The sequence below is a fragment of the Cytobacillus sp. FSL R7-0680 genome (genome assembly GCF_038009245.1).
GTDB classification, from domain to species: domain Bacteria; phylum Bacillota; class Bacilli; order Bacillales; family Cytobacillaceae; genus Cytobacillus; species Cytobacillus kochii.
In genome coordinates, this window is the sequence record NZ_JBBPAO010000001.1 from 1,049,718 (window position 1) to 1,065,683 (window position 15,966).

General features: G+C 35.4%; 16 protein-coding genes. 10 read left to right on the forward strand and 6 right to left on the reverse strand.

Annotated elements, in window-relative coordinates; genetic code table 11:
• Position 1: 1 nt before the first annotated feature.
• Positions 2 to 715 (forward strand): glycosyltransferase, encoded by a 714-nt coding sequence (locus tag MKY26_RS05390; protein ID WP_095373393.1) that lies wholly within the window; start codon positions 2 to 4, stop codon positions 713 to 715.
• A 103-nt stretch (positions 716 to 818) separates the two neighbouring features.
• The gene (locus MKY26_RS05395; protein WP_224939361.1) at positions 819 to 1,388 is read left to right on the forward strand and encodes a DUF6434 domain-containing protein; all 570 of its coding nucleotides are present in this window, start codon (positions 819 to 821) and stop codon (positions 1,386 to 1,388) included.
• Here the strand turns inward: MKY26_RS05395 and MKY26_RS05400 are convergent, their stop codons facing one another.
• Both MKY26_RS05400 and MKY26_RS05405 read right to left on the reverse strand, forming a co-directional pair.
• Entirely contained in the window at positions 1,389 to 2,396 is a 1,008-nt protein-coding gene (locus MKY26_RS05400) for an IS1595 family transposase (RefSeq protein WP_341092545.1), read from the reverse strand.
• Between the two features lie 527 nt (positions 2,397 to 2,923).
• A complete protein-coding gene (locus MKY26_RS05405) occupies positions 2,924 to 4,006 on the reverse strand; it encodes a glycosyltransferase family 4 protein (RefSeq protein ID WP_095373392.1) in 1,083 nt (360 codons plus the stop codon).
• Positions 4,007 to 4,114: 108 nt separating this feature from the next.
• On the opposite strand from MKY26_RS05405, the gene MKY26_RS05410 reads away from it, so the two are divergent.
• Positions 4,115 to 4,834 carry a glycosyltransferase family 2 protein gene (locus tag MKY26_RS05410; RefSeq protein ID WP_328199276.1) on the forward strand — a complete coding sequence of 240 codons (720 nt, stop codon included), beginning with the start codon at positions 4,115 to 4,117 and terminating at the stop codon, positions 4,832 to 4,834.
• A gap of 77 nt (positions 4,835 to 4,911) precedes the next feature.
• Here MKY26_RS05410 and MKY26_RS05415 read toward each other — a convergent pair whose 3' ends face one another.
• The 3 genes from MKY26_RS05415 to MKY26_RS05425 all read right to left on the reverse strand — a co-directional run bounded on the left by MKY26_RS05415 (position 4,912) and on the right by MKY26_RS05425 (position 7,631).
• Positions 4,912 to 5,934 carry a M42 family metallopeptidase gene (locus MKY26_RS05415; protein WP_370873311.1) on the reverse strand — a complete coding sequence of 341 codons (1,023 nt, stop codon included), beginning with the start codon at positions 5,932 to 5,934 and terminating at the stop codon, positions 4,912 to 4,914.
• Between the two features lie 102 nt (positions 5,935 to 6,036).
• Complete coding sequence (locus tag MKY26_RS05420; RefSeq protein ID WP_307314148.1) at positions 6,037 to 6,492, reverse strand: hypothetical protein; 456 nt, start codon at positions 6,490 to 6,492, stop codon at positions 6,037 to 6,039.
• A gap of 47 nt (positions 6,493 to 6,539) precedes the next feature.
• The gene (locus tag MKY26_RS05425; protein WP_341092556.1) at positions 6,540 to 7,631 is read right to left on the reverse strand and encodes a glycosyltransferase; all 1,092 of its coding nucleotides are present in this window, start codon (positions 7,629 to 7,631) and stop codon (positions 6,540 to 6,542) included.
• A 155-nt stretch (positions 7,632 to 7,786) separates the two neighbouring features.
• Between MKY26_RS05425 and MKY26_RS05430 the strand changes: the two genes are divergently transcribed.
• The 7 genes from MKY26_RS05430 (at position 7,787) to sdaAA (ending at position 13,573) form a co-directional block, all read left to right on the forward strand.
• Positions 7,787 to 8,086 carry a DUF2642 domain-containing protein gene (locus MKY26_RS05430; RefSeq protein ID WP_095373387.1) on the forward strand — a complete coding sequence of 100 codons (300 nt, stop codon included), beginning with the start codon at positions 7,787 to 7,789 and terminating at the stop codon, positions 8,084 to 8,086.
• A 12-nt stretch (positions 8,087 to 8,098) separates the two neighbouring features.
• Entirely contained in the window at positions 8,099 to 8,335 is a 237-nt protein-coding gene (locus tag MKY26_RS05435; RefSeq protein ID WP_307314144.1) for a hypothetical protein, read from the forward strand.
• A 180-nt stretch (positions 8,336 to 8,515) separates the two neighbouring features.
• Positions 8,516 to 10,444, forward strand: a complete 1,929-nt coding sequence (locus tag MKY26_RS05440; protein WP_341092566.1) for an LTA synthase family protein — start codon at positions 8,516 to 8,518, stop codon at positions 10,442 to 10,444.
• A gap of 95 nt (positions 10,445 to 10,539) precedes the next feature.
• A complete protein-coding gene (locus MKY26_RS05445) occupies positions 10,540 to 10,773 on the forward strand; it encodes a group-specific protein (protein ID WP_095373384.1) in 234 nt (77 codons plus the stop codon).
• Positions 10,774 to 11,290: 517 nt separating this feature from the next.
• Positions 11,291 to 11,959, forward strand: a complete 669-nt coding sequence (locus MKY26_RS05450) for a helix-turn-helix transcriptional regulator (RefSeq protein WP_095373383.1) — start codon at positions 11,291 to 11,293, stop codon at positions 11,957 to 11,959.
• Between the two features lie 36 nt (positions 11,960 to 11,995).
• Positions 11,996 to 12,658 (forward strand): L-serine ammonia-lyase, iron-sulfur-dependent subunit beta, encoded by a 663-nt coding sequence (gene sdaAB, locus MKY26_RS05455; protein ID WP_095373382.1) that lies wholly within the window; start codon positions 11,996 to 11,998, stop codon positions 12,656 to 12,658.
• A 24-nt stretch (positions 12,659 to 12,682) separates the two neighbouring features.
• A complete protein-coding gene (gene sdaAA / locus MKY26_RS05460) occupies positions 12,683 to 13,573 on the forward strand; it encodes an L-serine ammonia-lyase, iron-sulfur-dependent, subunit alpha (protein WP_322909291.1) in 891 nt (296 codons plus the stop codon).
• A 340-nt stretch (positions 13,574 to 13,913) separates the two neighbouring features.
• Here the strand turns inward: sdaAA and MKY26_RS05465 are convergent, their stop codons facing one another.
• Entirely contained in the window at positions 13,914 to 15,944 is a 2,031-nt protein-coding gene (locus MKY26_RS05465; RefSeq protein ID WP_233435259.1) for a catalase, read from the reverse strand.
• Between the last annotated feature and the right edge of the window lie 22 nt (positions 15,945 to 15,966).

The following is a 15,966-nucleotide window of genomic DNA, read 5'->3' on the forward strand; positions in this document are numbered from 1 at the left end:
TATGGAGCCACTAGTTTCGGTCGTTATTCCTTTTTATAATTGCCAATATGTCGATCAAGCAATTGAAAGTGTATTACAACAAACGTATCAAAATATTGAATTAATTGTTGTCGATGATGGTTCAACTGAATACGTACATTTAGTGCAAGCGTATAAAGATAAACTAACCTATCTTTATCAAAGAAATAAAGGGACAGCAGCTGCATTAAATACGGGAATAAAAGCTGCTAAAGGTAAATATATTGCCTGGTTAAGTGCCGATGATTTATTTGAACATGAAAAGATTGAAAAACAAGTAGATTTTATGGAAGATCGTCTAGTGGATATGAGTTTTACAAACTATGATATCATCAATGAAAATAATGAAGTTTTGATGAAAAACTTAACGATTAATTTTCTATCTACCGGTCATATTTATGAAACATTTTTATACTACAATCCTGTTAACGGGTGCACAGTTATGATAAAGAAAGATGTATTTAATGAAGTGGGCTATTTTAATCCTCAATATAAATATACCCAAGACTATGATATGTGGTTAAGAGTGGTCCTTGCCAAAACTTCAATAGCATTTATTAATGAAAGTCTAACAAAATATCGTTCTCATAGTAATTCAACATCAGCTAAAAATCAGCCGGCAATGAAACTGGAAATACGTAAACTCGAAGCCATTTATCGTAAAAAATTGAGGAAACACTTAAAAAAGTTGATATAAAAAGGCTGTTTTCGTAAACTTTGTTGTTTTTGCTTATGATTATTTTTGATTAACAGGAACAATTGTTCTATAATAGAAATAAGTGAATATTGAGGTGTAGAATATGAGACCAAATCTAACAAAAGATATTAGTGTAGATAGTTTTAAAGATTTCTATTGGTTGAAGGAAGAATTACAATCTTTTTGCAGAGAAAATGGAATAAGTGCTTCTGGTTCAAAAATAGAGATTTCCGATAGAATTGAAACATTTCTTCGAACAGGAGAGATAAAAAAGCCAATTAGAAAATCAAAGGTGAATAGTAAGTCAGAACCACAGGTCGATTTAAGTCTTGATACAGTCATTTCGAAAAACCATCGTTGTAGTCAAAATGTAAGAGCCTTTTTCAAGACAGTTATCCCTAATTTTCATTTTTCTACCTATATCCAAAACTATTTTAAAACTAACATTGGAAAAACGTATCGAGATGTTGTAGATGCTTGGTATAAAGAAGAAGAACGAAAGAAAAACCCATTGTACAAGAAAAAAATCGCTCCTCAATTTGAATACAATCAATTTATTCGTGATTTTTTTGCCGACTCTAATAATCAAGGAAAAAGTCGTGAGGAAGCGATTGAAGCGTGGAACAACATCAAAAAACTCCCTGGAAGCAATAAATATACGTCTAATAATTAGTTAAGCACATCTCAACATTTCTATTGTGGTGTGACTTGATTTTCGACAGGCAGAAACAAGCATTTGTTTGACTCGTTCATCAAATGCTATTTGTTTGCCTATTTCAAGCCAACGAAACCAGTTGAGGTAATTATCTAAGTATTTGGTTGCCACCCCTTGAAAACGTTCCATCCAACCTTTCAAACGATTATGAGAGTTATTGACGTGTTGAATATGGTATATGCCTTTTTTCACCCGTTGTTTTTGGCTTTCATTAACTGTTTCGTGTTGTAATCCTTTTAGTTTGGCGAATTTCTTGTAGTTAGTTGCTGTATCTGTACATAACAAAGCAGACGGGTGAATATACTCACCTATCACAGTATCAATTTCTTCTGCCTTTACACGACCTGTTCCTGCTTTCCGAGCAATCATATTACCATTTCGGTCTTGTGCCACGACAACTGCTATTTTAAGATTAGAAATCCCTCTTTTCTTGTCCTTTTCTCCACGTTTCTTGGCTTTTCTATGGGTAATTTCACGACCCTTCATAGACTCTCGAAAGAAGGTCTCGTCACTTTCAACGATACCTTGCAGTTGATTAAAACCAAGACTTCCTAATGCGTTCAGGATTTTATGTCTCCAATAGAATGCAGTTGATATATGAATTTTTAAGCGTTCAGCGATTTTCGGTAGGGTGTAACCTTCGACCATTAGTTCAATGTATTTTATCCACTTTTCAGGGTAGCGAGACCCTGAAAATGGTGTATTCGTCATATCGTTGAAGGACTTTCCGCAATCATTACACAGATAGCGTTGTCTTGAACTATATTTACCGTTTCTTTTTACAGATGTACTTCCACAATGAACGCACCCTAAACCAGAAGCAAATCGGGCTTCACGAATGCTTTTGAGTAGTTTATTAATCTTATCTGGTTCGTCTGGAAATAAATCCTGTTTCATAGCATTAAATAAAGCCATTTGCTCTGATTTGGTTAGTTCGCTGAACTCTTCATATACATCTTTCCACATACTTGAACGCCTCCTTAAACCCCATTTATCAACCCTTTATAAGTATGGTCAAGAAAGCAACAATCTATACGAAAACAGCCTATAAAAATGATACTAGTTTTTATAAATAGTGACCTAGATGAATACATGCCAAATGAACACTCCGAATATGGAGTGTTTTCTTTTTACATAAAATACTTTTGTGCGTTCTAATTGTTAAACTGATAGAGATGGTTAAAAAAATGATTGCAGAGTAGGTAAAACCCTAAAGGGCGAATAAATCAATGGAGTTAAGATTCCGAGTTATACCAATAGAGTAAAAACAGAATTGAGCAGTGTAATGTACTGCTCAATTCATTTCCTAATGTATGATTATTACAATCTACTTTTTTCAATTCCTTAAAGAGGCATCTGAATTAATAAAATATTTAAATGAGTAGTTGCAACGTATTCCTTATAAGATGACATTACGTTCAATTAAAAAACAACAGCACGTAACAGATTTGGTATTTGAATTTTTTATTTGTTTTTCCATCCATAAAACATATTCAGTTACTTACTGGTAATGTACTTGTCATCATTTTCTTGAAATTCTGAGCATAAAGCGAGGGGGCAAAGTTCGTTTTTACATGGGATACTGCGTTATTAATAATTGTCTGTCTGAGCGTCTGGTTTTGAATCAGCTCTATTCCTTCTTTAACAGCTTCTTTTGGGTTGCCAATTTCATAGTATTTGCCGGTAACATTATGAGTAACAGCTGTTCTTATACCGCTAGAGTCAGTTGTGAGTATCGGACATCTACAGCTCATCGCTTCTAATGCTGTTAATGGGGCACCTTCTATTTTTGATGTCGAACAAAGAAATCCACCAGAATCACTAATAATGGAAAAGTAGTCAGCCATTTTCTCATTAGGAATATTCGGTAATAAATTGATGTTTTTTTCTAAATGATACTTTTTCATCACCTTAAAAAAATCCTCTCTATCTTCGGGTAAAGATAGTGTGGGATCTTCAAAAAGGTAGACTTGTAGCTGATTACGTAGTTTCCTTTTGAGTAGAAAACAAATGTTCAAAAATTCCTGCCAGTTTTTATTATCCTCGATTCGACCAACCCAACCAATAATTGGTTGGACAAAACTTTTGCCAGTCGCTTTATAGTTAAAGTGACTGCAATCAAAGCAATTATTAAATTCATACTTAGGCACATTTGGGAACATCTCACTTAATAATGTGGAAATATGGGGAGTTCTTGGATTAAGAAAACCATCAATATCATTCTCTGCTAATGTTTTACCAATAGAAAAACCATATCTTGTTTGTTGTATCGACCCATAACCTTGGATTTCAACAAAGATTTTACCTTTGTATCCACTTTTTTTGATAGCAGGCACCATTTTAAAATCAGAAGTAATGACAATGGCGTCATATTGATGTTTCTTTATAAGGTTAATAATTTCTTCTTCATCATTTTTAATAAATACAGGATTATAGTGTTCATTTAAATAATTTCTACGGTTTTCATAGTATAGAAAATGACAAGTGATTCCAACGTCCTTTAAAGCAATACTTCTTTGTCGATTTAAGGTTTCGACTCCTCCACTTGGTACATAGAATATAAATAATACTTTCAAGATGTACTCCTCCTATCACATTTATCCTCTAATATTATGAATATGCTTAAGTCTCACATGTGGTTTGGACAATACGTCTAGAAAGAAAGAACGGAGTGCATTTAATTTATGGATAAAGTTTCAGTAGTCATCCCTTTTTATAATTGCCGGTATATTGGTGAGGCAATTGAAAGTCTGCTTGCACAGACATATGGAAATATCGAGATTATTGTCATCGATGATGGGTCCACATTACATCTTGATAAACTTGAACCATATAAAAAACAGGTTACTTATGTAAGGAAGGAAAATGGAGGCACAGCTACAGCTCTCAATGCTGGAATTCAAATTGCAACAGGTAAATATTTTTGTTGGCTTAGTGCCGATGATAGCTATAAGCCAACAAAAATAGAAAAACAAGTAAAGTATATGGAAACATATGGCGTAAGAGCTTGTTATACCGGCTGTGAGACAATTGGGAAGAGTGATTCACAGATAGATGCTTATTTTAATCAAACCTATTCATTGCGAAGTCACTTTTTAAAAGCTTTATTAAATAGATGTTTTATTCACGGTTGTACAGTTATGCTGCATATGGATTTATTACGCGAAGTTGGTCCATTAGATGTTAGTTATCGATATACACATGATTATGAGATGTGGCTGCGGGTTGGCCTAAGTGAGGAATTTTACTATCTTTCTGAAAAGTTAGTGAATTATCGTGTGCATGAAGAAATGGGGACAGTGCGTCATCAAAGAGAGATAAAGCAAGAAGTTCTCTTTATAAAGAGACAGTATCGAAATCAAGTATTAAAGAAAATCTCAGAGTTAAGAAGGGATGGGCATTAGGAAAAAAATATACCTGCCGTCAAACGATAAGTTTTTGGCAGGTATGGTTATATAAATTGCATATTGGATGTTAAGCTTTAACCCACTAGTTCTGACTGTAAATAATAATAAAGTAAGTCGTAAGTTTGACGAATACTCTTTTCATGCGTGCGCTCAAAAGCGTGGGAGGAATCGATACCTGGTCCTATTAATCCGTGAATAATATCAAATCCAGCTCTAATAGCGGCAGATGCATCGGAACCGTAGTATGGATAAATATCCACTTTATAACCGATTTGATGTTCTTCTGCGAGAGCGACTAAATGTTTACGCAATTGATAATGATAAGGCCCACTAGAATCCTTCGCACAAATAGAAACCGTATATTCATCAGTTGCCTGTCCATCACCGATCGCTCCCATATCCACAGCTAAATACTCTACTGTTTCGTCAGTGATATTTGAATTGCCTCCATAACCAATTTCTTCATTATTTGAAATGAGGAAATGAGTTGTATAAGGTAATTCAATACGAGCAGTAACGATTTCTTTAATTAACTGCAGTAAAATAGCTACACTTGCTTTATCATCCAAATGTCTAGATTTGATAAATCCAGCGTTGGTTATTTCCACTCGTGGATCAAATGAAACAAAATCTCCTACGGCAATTCCTAGTTTTTTAACGTCTTCAATGGAGTGTATTTCTTCATCTAAACGTACTTCCATATTATTTATATTTCTTTCCGCTGTTCCAGCATCTTTATATACGTGAACAGAGGTCTGATGCATGAGAATCGTACCAGTATATTTTTTTCCATCTGACGATTCTATCTGACAGTACTCGCCTTCAATAGAGTTATAACGAAACCCACCAATCAGATCAATTTTTAATCTGCCACTCGGTTTAATTTCCTTTACAATGGCTCCTAATGTGTCCACATGTGCAGTTAACATCCTATGTTGGGAATTGTCTTTGCCAGTAATTGTTGCGATAAGAGCACCTTTGCGGTTTTTTCGTGTTTGTACTCCAAGTTCACGCAAGTATTCCTCAACGAATGAAATTACTTCATATGTATTCCCTGATGGACTAGGGATGGAAACTAAATCTTTTAATAATTGCAGTGTTTCTTTCGTTTGAAAGTTAGTCAAATTTTGTGTGCCTCCTATATGTTTAATTGTCTATTATTATACGCCTTTTTTGTGTGCCTGAACATGCCAGGCTGTTTATTGCTTTTGTGATTGAGATTCTCTTTTTTTAAGCTCTTGTATGGCAAGTATTTTTAGTGAAAGAATTTCTTCTTCACTAAAATGCTTATTAACGGTGTCCATTAATTCTTCTTTATCTTTCTCCGTTAACCCTTGTTTTAGTTTTGTAGAAAAATCCTTGATGTCTTGATTGCTGAAGGTTTGCGTTACTTTAGTCATGGCTTCTGATCTCGTTTTTATTGGTAAGTCCGTTTTACTTAAGTTCATTGTTGCAAGCTCGACTTTTTCATTTATATATGGCTGGATTGTAGGGTCGTTTAATAATTTTTGCATGTCTTCTTCTTGAAGCGTGTCAGCCAGTTTTGAAGCTGCTTGATAAGTTACTCCCTCTAGCACCGCAAAACAAATAAGTATGGCGGTGAAAACCGTTGTTAAACTTATGAAAGAAATGAATATGATTTTCTTTCTAGGCATGGGGAGCTTGCACCTCCTTTTTTCGTTTCTTTTAGCATATTTTAACATTAATTGAGGAGGTTTACGTACAAACTCGTTAAATCTTTTGTGATTTTCTCAATGTTAAAATCTTTTAATAATGCTTGACGAATATCTTTCATTCCAAGGTTTTTTTCATAAGTCATTAATTGGAGGATGTCATTTTTGATATTCCGTTGATGAATAGGTTGATCTGCCTGATGATCAGCAAAATGGCCATATTTCATCTTTTCCCAGTTTTCTTTTGTCACAATTCCACTATAACCTTTTGCTCCTGCTGCTATAACAGGGACTTCGCAGCATATCGCTTCCATTGCTGTTCTTCCGGTTCCTACAACCGCATTAACGGAATAGTAAAAGGGACGTAAATCTTGTTGTGAGCCTAATAAATGAACGTATGGTGTTGCTCTTTTCCGATTCATCGCTTTAATCATATTATGAATTTGTTTCGTTCTAAAACCTTCCCCAGCAACAAGTGCGTATAGGTTTGGATGTCTCAATTCTGCAATGGATTTTAACAGCCGCATGCAAATATCTGCTTTATCAAATTCGAGCCGGCTGGCATAAAAGACGACAAATCCTGTTTCTGGGATATGAAGGTTTTTTCTTACAGTTATATCAGATTGATAAAAATAATCATCTCCATCAATGCCATTTGGGATGAAAATAGATGACAGATTATATTGTTGAACCAATTGCTCTTGAACTAATTGGCTAACAGTAATGATTTGATTACATTTTGGCAGTATTTTTAATAACTCATCTTTTCTATTATATAGGCCATGAAGGGTGTAGACATAGGGGATGTTATGTTTTTGTGCCATATGAAGTAACAAAATACCTGAATATACTTGATGACAATGAATGAGATCAATTTGATGGTTATGAATGATTTCTTCTATTTTTGCTTGTATTTCGGTAGATTTTTTGTCAAAGTTGTTCGGAATTTCAACCTCATAGACAGGAATGTTCTCTTGCTTAAAATTGTCTCCTAATACGCCCGGTCTCCCGATTACAATAATCGTATAACCCATCTGCTTTAATGCTTTACTAATTGTAAATATATAAGTCACTGTTCCGTTTGCTCCTAAGTGATCAGCTACCATTAATATGGATTTCACCTAAACACATCCAATCATGTTTTTTTACATTATATGTGGGGCGTTAAAGGAATTGTTAGAAAAAAGGCGTTTGTACTGGGAAACTCGTCCATTCAGTTTGAGGAAAACAACATAAGATAGTTAGTGATTAAGGAGTGAAGGGAGGGTATTACAATATGTTATGTACTGACTCTAAGAAAAAACATCGTCATCAAGGTGGTAAGAAAAAAGAATGGAAAGAGTGTTGTGGAAGACCATCTCAGAACATTGAAACTGGCGATGACTTCTGTAATTTCGAAGGTTTAAGAAATGAGTTAAGTCGTTTAGTGGGTTCTTTTGTAGAAAAAGAAACTACTGGTGGTCCAGTTGAAGGTGTATTAGCAGCAGTAAGACAAGATTATGCCGTTGTTACTGACGGGACTTCAACATACTTCGTACCATTTAAAAATATTCAATCTGTTGTCAAATTAGGATAAGGAGGGGTTTAAATGTCTAGAGGGGTTTCAAATTTTGCCTCTACACTAGAAGAAGAATGTACCAACTACATTGGCCGTACGGTCACTGTAGTAAGTAACTTTACTTCTCAAACAGGTATCATGTTACGTGTAGAAGATGGTTCACTTGTGATAGCTCGTGTCGTATCTGGTTATTTATCTACTGAAACGGACGAGATTATTATTCCGTTATGTAATGTAAGTTATATGGAGTTATCAGGAGTTTATTGATGACTTAGAGCCTTCGAAGGTCTTTACCTTTGAAGGCTTTCACATTTTTATTTGTGTAGCAGGACGATATCAAAAAGCTTCATTTTTGAAACTTTATTATTTTTGTCTTCGTCTTCAATAGGAGCAAGCCTATATCATATTGCATTTATACTTATAAAAGAACGTGAAAGAGGTTTTATAATGGAAGAAAAAAGCCATAAATATATTTCATTTCATACGATTTTTCTCATTGCATTAAGTAGTTTTGTTATGAAGCTCTTGATTACATATAGCACACAGTTTCGAATGAGTATTGAGCTGGGAACACAAATGATTATATTAGCTACACATATTTTAAGTTCTGCTAGCTTATTTTTTATCTTGTATATATTTAATAAACGTAAACAAATGATTTATTTACTTATCATGGATCTTCTTTTAACCATTATTCTTTATGCAAATGTTGTATACTATCGATTCTTCAATGATTTCATTACAATACCAGTCTTAATGCAAACAAGAACAAATGGGGGGCAATTAAGTAATAGTGCCTTCGCCCTCATACAGCCATTAGATATTCTCTTTTTTATAGATTTGATCGTGTTGGTCGTCCTTTTAACCGTATTTAAAGTTAAGATTGTTGGACATCGAAGCATGAAAATGGCATTGCTAGGTCTTTTCTTAGGAATAATGATGGTTATAGGAAATGTCATTTTAGCAGAAAAGGAACGACCGGGGTTATTTCAGCGCTCATTTGATCGCGCCTATATAGTCAAGTATTTAGGGTTATACAATTTCACACTTTTTGACATTTATCAAAATATACATGCGACTAGTGAAAGAGCAATGGCAGATAGCGAAGATGTGGCAAAGATTAAAAAAGAAATTCAAGATCGCTATGTTTCGCCTTCTCAGGATTATTTTCAATTGGCGCAAAATCGCAATGTGATAGTAGTCTCAATGGAATCATTACAAGATTTTGTAATCAATATGAAAATAGAAGGGGAGGAAGTCACACCTTTTCTCAATTCTTTAGTAGAAGATGAGGAGACGTTTTATTTCGATCAAATCTATAATCAAACGGGTCAAGGTAAAACATCGGATGCTGAGTTCATTCTTGATAATTCTTTATATGGCATGCCGCAAGGATCGGCCTATGTAAATAAAGCGCAAAATACCTTTCAATCTACACCAGGAATATTAAAGGAATATGGTTATACATCTGCTTCCTTTCATGGGAATTATAAAACATTTTGGAATCGGAATGAAATGTATCGTTCTCAAGGCTATGACCGTTTCTATGATGCATCATATTATGATATGAATGAGAGAAATACGAAGAATTATGGATTGAAAGATAAACCTTTTTTTGAAGAGTCGATGTCAATATTACAGGGATTACCTGAACCTTTTTACGCAAAATTTATTACATTATCCAATCATTTTCCTTTTGAAATGGACGAATGGGATACAAATTTCCCACAAGCTAATACAAATGATAAGGTTGTTAATCAGTATTTCCAATCAGCAAATTACTTAGATTCCGCATTATCTAAGTTTTTCACAGGTTTGAAAAAGAGTGGATTGTATGACCGTTCTATTATTGTCCTTTATGGTGATCACTACGGAATTTCAGAGAATCATAATGAAGCGATGGCAGAGATTATCGGTAAAGAAATTACACCATTCGAAAGTTTAAAACTACAAGAAGTCCCCGTCTTTATTCATATCCCTGGAGTGAAAACAGGTGATTATCCTCAACCTATCGGTGGACAATTGGATATTAGGCCTACACTTCTACATTTATTAGGGGTTGAAACCAATCAGTATTTAGGTCTAGGAACAGATTTATTAGCCGATGGTCATATCGAACTTACACCATTGCGAAATGGTGATTTTGTCTCGAATGATATAAGTATGATTAATCAGCGTTATTATGATAGTAAAAGCGGTAAAATGATATCGTATGAGGAGGAGTTTGATCAACTGACACAAGCAGCGAGAGAAAAACTTGATCTTTCAGATGAAATATTAACAAAAGATTTATTAAGGTTTTATCATCCAGCAGGGTTTACCCCTATCAATCGTGAGGACTATCAATATGTTCAAGACGATGAAGCGGAAAGTTAAAGTATTGAATGTGAACTTCAGGTTAAAATATAGCAAATAACTTATATTCAATGTTATACTTCATACATTGAAAAATTGATTAAGGGGGATAAAAGATGAGCGAATGCAAATTAGATCACACAATGACTGATGTAAAAAATAAGTATATAGATCAGCAATCGTATTTGCCTAAGGATTTGCATGCAAAGTTCGACCTTTTTTTCCAAGAAGAACATAGCCAAGAAATCCTAAACGATGTATTTCATTTATTAAAGAAATACGATTTAGCTGATGAAGAGGAGCAAGACACGAGAAATAATCGTCTTCATTTAGTCTTAAGAAATGTTTGATGATAAAGCGAGAGGACTTTTGTTCTTTCGCTTTTCATTTGTTGTTTTTTGGGTCGTGTGTAGCATGATTTGAAAGTATTTTAAAGTTGCTCTCATAAATTTAATCCAAGCTGAAACCCTCACAAAATAAAAAAAGCAGTTTTCCACTTCAGAGAAGAGTCCCAAACTATGAGCGTTGGCAAAATTAAACAAAAAAACTCTGCTCACGTACGAAAAGTGAGTGATTTTGATGTTAGACGTGGGGATACGTTGACACGTAACAAGTAAATGCCCCCTTCTTTCTCGAGTGAATTGTGGATATAATCTATTCTCATATAAACTTACATAATAGCTATTTTAGACTCACTGTTTTTATTTGTTGTTCTTAGTTTATAGTTCTTTCAGAATGATTTTACAAAAAAATTGTATGCATTAAAAAAATATTTTAATTATAGTTTATGTGTGTTATGATGATTAGGATTTGAAATACAACCATTTTGAAAACGGTTTCATTCGAAGAGTATAGGATGTGACAAAGATGAAAAAGAAGGATCAACATATATTTGACTTTGCTATTAGAACGGCAGATATGCTTGTGAAAATGTTTGGCCCTCATTGTGAAGTAGGTGTTCATGATTTCGCAGATTTTAAGAAATCGCTTATACATCTTGCTGGTAATGTAACTGGTCGTTCAATTGGTGCTCCAATTACGGATTTGGTTTTGAACGAATTAGCAAAGGGTAACCATGAGGCAGAGGATCTTGCCAACTATAAAACGCAGACACCAAAAGGAAATGTAATGAAATCATCGACCGTTTTCTTACGAGATGAACATAATAAAATTATTGGCGCGCTATGTATGAACTACGATATAAGCTTGATGATGCAATTTGGTGGTGTCCTTGAAACGTTAACAAACTTTAATGAAGAAGATACAAAGGATGAAACTTTCTTTACATCCGTACAGGATATTGTTCACGAAATGGTAGAACAAGTCCTTCAACCGTTTAAAAAGGCACCTGCAAGTATGACGATTGATGAAAAAATTGAGGCAGTGAAAAGGTTAGAGGAAAAAGGAACCTTCTTAATTAAAGGAGCCAATGAATATGTTGCTTCTATTTTAGGAGTTTCTAAGTTTACTATTTATAATTATTTACAAAAGATAAAAGTGATGAATGAGAATGAGAACACACATGAGTATGTATAAGATAAAGAGTCAGTTAATGATAAAGGAGCATAAGATATGAAATATAGATCAGCATTTGATATTATCGGCCCAGTTATGATCGGACCTTCTAGCTCACATACAGCTGGAGCTGCTCGAATTGGAAGGGTAGCTCGGACCTTATTTGGCAGACAGCCTTCTAAAGCGGAAATATATCTTTATGGTTCATTTGCAAAAACGTATAAGGGACATGGAACAGATGTGGCAATTGTAGGGGGAATTCTTGATTACGATACGTATGATGAACGCATCCCTGGATCGCTTCAATTAGCCGAGCAACTGGGAATGGAAATCGTGTTTTCTGTTGAAGAAGCAGTTGTCGATCATCCAAATACTGTGCGCATTAAATTGTTCGATGATGATAAAGAAATGGAGCTAGTTGGTATTTCCATTGGTGGAGGCTCTATTGAAATAATTGAATTAAATTCATTTGCGCTTAAACTTACAGGTGAACATCCCGCTATCTTAGTGGTCCATAATGACCAATTTGGTGTGATTTCAAAAGTTACTTACCTTTTAGCACAACATGAAATAAACATCGGTCATATGGAAGTGTCAAGAAAAGAAAAAGGGAAAATGGCTTTAATGGTCATTGAAGTTGACCAAAATATTGATCAAAACTTAATGGACGAAATTGCTCAGTTACCACATATCACTCAAGTCATCAAGATGGTGGATTAATGACAGCATGTAGGAGGGATGTATATGTTATTTAAGAACGCGGCAGAATTAGTAGAAATTGCAGACAAAGAGCAAATTAAAATTGCAGAAGTGATGATTCGCCAAGAAGTTGAAGTATCCGGGCGCGCACGTGAAGATATTATTGCCCAAATGGATCGTAATCTTACCGTTATGGAACAAGCAGTAGAGAGAGGTTTAAATGGTGTAACTTCCGTTTCTGGGTTAACAGGAGGAGACGCGGTTTTATTACAAAAATATATAAAAAGTGGAAAAGCACTTTCTGGTCATACACTGCTAGATGCTGTTAGCAAAGCTGTTGCTACAAATGAAGTAAATGCAGCAATGGGAACTATTTGTGCCACACCAACAGCGGGTTCCGCAGGCGTTGTACCTGGAACGTTGTTTGCTGTTAAGGATGTACTTAACCCAACAAGAGAGGAAATGATTGAATTCTTATTTACATCCGCAGCTTTTGGCTTTATTGTTGCCAATAATGCATCCATTTCCGGAGCAGCTGGTGGCTGCCAAGCAGAGGTGGGTTCAGCGAGTGGGATGGCAGCTGCAGCTATTACAGAAATGGCAGGCGGTTCACCTTCTCAAGCAGCACATGCGATGGCGATTACTTTAAAAAATATGCTCGGTTTAGTATGTGATCCTGTAGCTGGTTTGGTAGAAGTCCCTTGTGTGAAAAGAAATGCAATGGGTGCTTCAAATGCGATGACAGCTGCTGACATGGCATTAGCAGGTATCACAAGTAGAATTCCATGTGATGAAGTAATTGATGCCATGTATCGTATTGGTCAAACGATGCCTTCTGCGTTAAGAGAAACGGCTGAAGGTGGGTTAGCTGCTACACCAACAGGTAGAAGGTTAGAAAAAGAGATTTTTGGGAACAAAGCAAAAGCAGGTAAATAATATGAAATAGTACTTAAATGAACATTCTTGCTTCGTGTCTATACGATTCAAGAGTGTTTCTTTTTTTGATTGTTTAGGTAAAAGTTGTAGCATTACGGCTAATAAGGGATGAGGTATAGGAGAAAGAAGTAGAGCAAAGAGCGCTAGGTATTCTTTTTATCAAAATCGAATGAAAAAGTCTTAAAATAGTGCTTATCTTTCAATACGATAGGCGTTCAAACGTTCATCTTTTTCACAGATTTACAATTAAGTACAGACATAGCATAAGAGAAGACCACTACAATAGTGGTCTAATGTAAAATGGGTGCCAAAGGTAGTTGATGCTTGTGTATTTTGTCTATTATCCTCGTTCCCAAAACCTTTGTTTACCTACATTTTGTATATAAGTTTTAAAAGGGCCATTTGTGATTGTTACTCCAGGTTTATTAATAATACCAACTTCTTGGATTAAGTACATGCCACTTCGAGAAGAGCCGATCGGTTTATAATGATTATATTGTTCAATTATATAGCTCTTTGCTTTTTGATTAAAGTGAGGTGTAGCTCCTCTTCCAGATACGACAAATAGACTGTCATAAACCAGTGGAGAGCCTGTTAAAAAGGAATCGTCGACTTGAAGCGTACTACCATCAGTTCCATTCAATGTTTCCTGTGTTTCACTAATAATGAACGGGCGAGTTTTTGCTGCGAGTAGCTGTTGTAATAATGGACGTACAATAGCTGCATCATATTGGTCAGCTACGATGATCCCCACCTTTAAAGTAGCTGGCGAAAAAGTTGTGTTTGCCATACTAAGTGCTTTAGAGGACGCAGTTTCCGATGATTCTTTCACATTTGGTGGCTCAACACCAATTTTATGTGCCACGGATGTGGCAAGATCGTGGCTAATATGACCAATGAGGTTGACTACATTTTGTCTGACCATTTTACTTTTTACTTTACCTAATTCAAAGCTAAAAGCTAAGAAAATATGATTCCTTTCAACATCACTCATACTATTCCAAAATAACCTCGCCTGAGAAAAGTGGTCTGTAAAACTTGGAGCAGTTTTTCGAACTTTCATGCCTTCAACTTGAGAAGGATATGTGAGGAATCCTCCTCTTGCTGGGGGTACTTCATAAGGTGTATTGTTTTGCAAGGAATTATTGTGATAAGCGACTTTATCCTTATCGATAATATATCTGGCTGCTCCATCTCGTTGGTTGTTATGAAATGGACAAACAGGACGATTAATAGGAATTTGCTGAAAATTTGTTCCTACACGATATATTTGTGTATCTGAATAGGAAAAAATACGCGTTTGTAGTAGGGGGTCATTAGAGAAGTCAATACCACGAACAATACTACCAGGGTGAAGAGCAACTTGTTCTGTTTCGGCAAATACATTATCTACATTTCGATTCAATGTCATTTTACCTATTTTCCGTACGGGAACAAGCTCTTCTGGCCATAATTTAGTCGCATCTAGAATATCAAAGCCGAATTTAAATTCGTCTTCTTCATTTATGACTTGTATGCCTAATTCATACTCAGCAAAGTGACCTTCTTCGATATTTTCCCATAAATCTCTGCGGTGAAAATCGGCATCAGCTCCGCCAAGTTTTTGTGCTTCATCCCAAATTAACGAGTGCAGGCCGAGTACAGGCTTCCAATGAAATTTAACAAATCTCGCTTCGTTATTTTTATTAACCAGTCTAAATGTATGGACGCCGAAGCCCTCCATCGTTCTAAAGCTACGGGGAATTGTCCGGTCAGACATAATCCACATCATCATTGCTGCAGATTCTTCATTGCTAGAAATGAAGTCCCAAAAAGTGTCGTGAGCTGTTTGACCTTGTGGAATTTCATTATGCGGTTCAGGTTTTACTGCATGAATGAGATCTGGAAATTTAATACCGTCTTGAATAAAGAAGATGGGAATATTATTCCCTACCAGGTCAAAATTACCTTCTTCTGTATAAAATTTTGTTGCAAATCCCCGTACATCTCGGTTCGTTTCATTTACCCCTCTAGAGCCCGCCACCTGAGAAAAACGGACGAATACTGGTGTTTCTAAACTAGGATCTTGAAGAAAATGAGCCATTGTTATATCTTCTAACGATTCATATACACGAAAAACCCCATGGGCAGCAAATCCCCTCGCGTGAACTACTCTCTCAGGAATACGCTCTCTATCAAAATGAGCCATTTTATCCTGAAATATAAAATCCTCCATCAAGGTGGGACCGCGTTCACCAGCTGTTAGAGTATTTTCGTCATTCGCAATTTTTACCCCTTCATTAGTTGTTAACGGTTGATTTTTATTTTCACGAATGAATGCTTCTAATTGTTTCGTTTTTTTATTTTCTGGCTTTTTGCCTTCTCGCTCCACTACAGTCACCTCCATTATCAAA